Source organism: Mycobacterium sp. 1245852.3, assembly GCF_001669335.1.
GTDB classification, from domain to species: domain Bacteria; phylum Actinomycetota; class Actinomycetes; order Mycobacteriales; family Mycobacteriaceae; genus Mycobacterium; species Mycobacterium europaeum_A.
Map to the genome: position 1 here is coordinate 1 of NZ_LZLL01000098.1, position 3612 is coordinate 3612.

The following is a 3612-nucleotide window of genomic DNA, read 5'->3' on the forward strand; positions in this document are numbered from 1 at the left end:
TCGTCGGGCGTCGAGGGTGGGATCTCGCTGCTGCTGCTGATCGGTGCGCAGATGTCGACGGCGATGATGTCGGCGCCCTCCTGCGCCAGCCGCACCGCGTGGCTGCGGCCCTGGCCCCGAGCGGCGCCGGTGATCAACGCGACCTTGCCCTCAACTCTTCCGCCCATGACTGCACCTCACTGATCCGGGAGCCCGGGACGACGTGGCCCGGCGCGTACCTGTCCGTCGACTTTCGATTTAGTCGATCGATCAGGAAGGGTGGCACCATTTGGCCGCAGTGTCAACACTCGCGGGTGCGACCGTGGGATCGGGTGTCACGCCACGGACGCGGTCGGTGCCGCTGTGGCGGAAGCGTCGGGCAGTCCTAGCGAGTCGGCGCCGCGGGCGCTTTGAGCAAGCGCATCCGGCGTTCGACGAAGGCGCGTAACTCGTCGTGGCCCTGGGTGACGCCGACGGCGTTCTCATTGCACAGGCTGCGGGCCACCTGCGCGATCAGCATCGAAATCGCCACCGGGGGATATTCCTCGAGGTCGATCTGGTTGGCGCGCAGCACCATCGTCACAGCGGCCGTCTCGATGTCGCGGACCCGCTCGGCATAGGCCTTGAGTTCGGCGCCAATTGCCTTGCGGTGGTTGGCCAATGCCATGAACTCGGCGTTCAGCGTGGTGACCGCGGAGTCGCTGTTCATCACCCACAGCGCTTGCAGTGGGTCGTCCTCGGTCAGCAGGGCCCGCATGCGCGTCAGTGCGGTCTCGGCACCGGCGCGCAGCACCTCGACGAACAGATCGTCCATCGTCGGGAAGTAGTAGTAGACCAGCGCCTGCTTGACGCCGGCCTCCGCCGCCACCCGCCGCGACGTCGCCGCGGCATAGCCCTCCTCGCGCATGATTCGGGCCGTGGCCTCGATCAGCTTGCCGCGCGCCCCCGCGTCGGCGCCCCTCCTGTTTTGGCGACTCGCCGCCGGGTTGGGCGCGGCCGATTTGCTTGACCGGCCTGGTCGATCCGTGGTAGGCATACCGCATCCTAACAATTTGGTCGATCGATCAGTTTCGGATGATCGCAAGCACGAGTCAATCGGGAGGCAGCGGCCGATGACGACCGCACACCTGCGTGTCCGGGTGGATTCCCGGCTCTGTGAGGCGCACGCCCTGTGTGTGGAGATCGCCCCCGAGGTTTTCGACCTCGGCGACGATGTCGCAACCTGCGAGGAGGAACCCGGTGAAGCGTTGCGCCACAGCGTCGAAGCCGCCGTGGCCGCCTGCCCGCGCCAGGCCATCAGCGTGGTCGCAGAGGACGCGTGACGCGCGGCTTTCTAGCCCGGAAAAGGAATTGAAACCATGACTGAACTCGCCGACGTCGATTACTTCACCGACGCCGACATCGCGCAAGATCCGTATGCCTACTGGGACTACCTGCGTGGCCAGGGGCCGGTGTTCCGCGAGCCCCACTACGGGGTCGTGGCCGTCACGGGGTACCAGGAGGTCCAGGCCGCCTTCAAAGACGTCGCCTCGTTCTCCGCCGTCAACGCGATCGGCGGCCCGTTCCCGCCGCTGCCGTTCACCCCGGAAGGCGACGACATCAGCGAGCAGATCGAAGCCCATCGCCACGAATTCCCCATCTTCGAGCACATGGTCGTCATGGACCCGCCCGAGCACGAGAAGGCGCGCTCCCTGCTCGGCCGGCTGCTCACCCCGCGCCGGCTGCAGGAAAACAAGGACTACATCTGGCAGTTGGCCGACCGGCAGTTCGACGAGTTCATCGCCAACGGCCAGTGCGAGTTCCTCGGCGAGTACGCCAAGCCGTTCGCGACGCTGGCGATCGCCGATCTGCTGGGTGTTCCCGACGAGGACCGTGCCGAGATTCGCCGCAATCTCGGGGCAGGTAACGCGCCGGGCGCCAGGGTGGGCGCGCTCGATCACGAACCCGTGGGCAGTAACCCGCTGCAGTACCTCGACGACCTGTTCAGTGCCTACATCGCCGACCGGCGAGAACGACCCCGCGAAGACGTGCTGACCGGCCTGGCGACCGCCACGTATCCCGACGGCTCGACCCCGCCGCTACTGGAGGTGGTGCGACCGGCCACCTTCCTGTTCGCGGCCGGCCAGGAGACCGTGACCAAGCTGCTGAGCGCGGCGGTACAGGTGCTCGGTGATCAGCCCGAGCTTCAGGCACGGCTGCGTGCGGATCGGAGCCTGATCGGCTCGTTCATCGAAGAGGCGTTGCGCATGCAGAGCCCGACCAAGGTCGACTTCCGGCTGGCCCGCAAGACCACCACCCTGGGCGGGGTGCACATCCCGGCCGGCACGGTCCTCATGCTGTGCCTGGGAGCGGCCAACCGTGATCCGCGAAAATTCGAGAATCCCAACGAGTTTCAGGTTGACCGGAAGAATGTCCGCGAGCACATCGCCTTCGGTCGCGGGATCCACACCTGCGCTGGCGCACCGCTTGCGCGGGTGGAAGGTCAGATCACCATCAACCGGCTCCTGGACCGCACCAGCGATTTCAGGATCAGCGAGGCCAAGCACGGGCTGCCCGCCAACCGGCAGTACCTCTACGAGTCGACGTTCTTGCTGCGCGGGCTCAAGGAACTGCACATCGAGTTCACCCGGGCCGACTGACGCTGGGTGTCGCCTACTAGCCGGAGGAACGTCCGCATTGTTGTAATGCGGCGCGCAGGATCGCGTCCGCGAGTATGAACGCGGGCTTGGCGCGGTCGGCACCCTCCACGGGCAGGTTTGCGGCGCGCCGCAGCACCATGAGGGCCAACCCGCTGTGCGTGGCGTAGGAGACGATCAGCAGGTTGGCGCACGCGTGCGCCCCCTGCACCGTCATCACGTGCTGGCGTTTGCCTTCCCACCCGGGCCAGTTGAAATCGGGCGGTCGCTGCAGCGATGACCAGTTCACGTTGATGGAGGTGACATCGCCGAGCAGAGGCGTCAGTACCGCAACGAGCTCGGGCAATTCATTGGTGATGCGATCCGCGCGCGGCCACCACGCGCCGTCGATATCCCGGCCGAGTTCGCGAGCCACCGAGAGCCGGATGGGAGTGGATTGGCGCCGGGTCCTGACCGCGAAGCTCATCGGAGATACCGCAGCCGGCAGATTGCGCACCTGGTCGCGGCGCCGCCGCGGGCCGCAACGGTCGCAAAATTATCGTGTCGTGTCCTGGCCGGGCTTGCACAACCCATGGGCGGTTCCTTCGCGCTCGGCGTCGTCGGGCCACGGACGCAGACCGACGGAGGAATCACATTGCCCGTGGGGTGTCGCCCGCGGCGATCGTGCGGTAGACCACCGCTGACAACGAACGGCTCGATTTCGACGCTACGCCACCCTTGGCCCACCCGGACGATCGGGTGATCGGCGCCAGCGCGCAAGCACGACACGGCCTTGGCCGGCCAACTCTGGGGAATTCGCCCGGCGGATGACTTTGTCATTGCCGCTGGCACGAAATCCCTTGCGGTGCAAGGGATGAGAAAACAGTGCATGCCATCCGCCCCGGTAGGGCGGGATGACGGGTAGGCTGGTGGCAACTGCGAGGATGGGTTACATGGCAATAGAGAACTGGTGCGACGCGGTCGAGATCCACCCATCGCAGATCCGGGTTGGTGACGT

General features: G+C 66.5%; 4 protein-coding genes and 1 pseudogene. 2 read left to right on the plus strand and 3 right to left on the minus strand.

The annotated features are described in order from the left end of the window. Window positions 1-167 (minus strand): annotated as a pseudogene (locus tag A9W96_RS04225) (SDR family mycofactocin-dependent oxidoreductase); the annotation flags it as partial. 197 nt (window positions 168-364) lie between these two features. Next, the gene (locus A9W96_RS04230) at window positions 365-910 is read right to left on the minus strand and encodes a TetR/AcrR family transcriptional regulator (protein ID WP_066865858.1); all 546 of its coding nucleotides are present in this window, start codon (window positions 908-910) and stop codon (window positions 365-367) included. Between the two features lie 196 nt (window positions 911-1106). On the opposite strand from A9W96_RS04230, the gene A9W96_RS04235 reads away from it, so the two are divergent. Both A9W96_RS04235 and A9W96_RS04240 read left to right on the plus strand, forming a co-directional pair. Beyond that, window positions 1107-1301 carry a ferredoxin gene (locus tag A9W96_RS04235; RefSeq protein WP_066865861.1) on the plus strand — a complete coding sequence of 65 codons (195 nt, stop codon included), beginning with the start codon at window positions 1107-1109 and terminating at the stop codon, window positions 1299-1301. Window positions 1302-1337: 36 nt separating this feature from the next. Beyond that, window positions 1338-2618 carry a cytochrome P450 gene (locus tag A9W96_RS04240; protein WP_066865601.1) on the plus strand — a complete coding sequence of 427 codons (1281 nt, stop codon included), beginning with the start codon at window positions 1338-1340 and terminating at the stop codon, window positions 2616-2618. 16 nt (window positions 2619-2634) lie between these two features. On the opposite strand, the gene A9W96_RS04245 is transcribed toward A9W96_RS04240, so the two are convergent. Next, window positions 2635-3081, minus strand: a complete 447-nt coding sequence (locus A9W96_RS04245) for a DUF5994 family protein (protein WP_066865606.1) — start codon at window positions 3079-3081, stop codon at window positions 2635-2637. Window positions 3082-3612 lie beyond the last annotated feature (531 nt).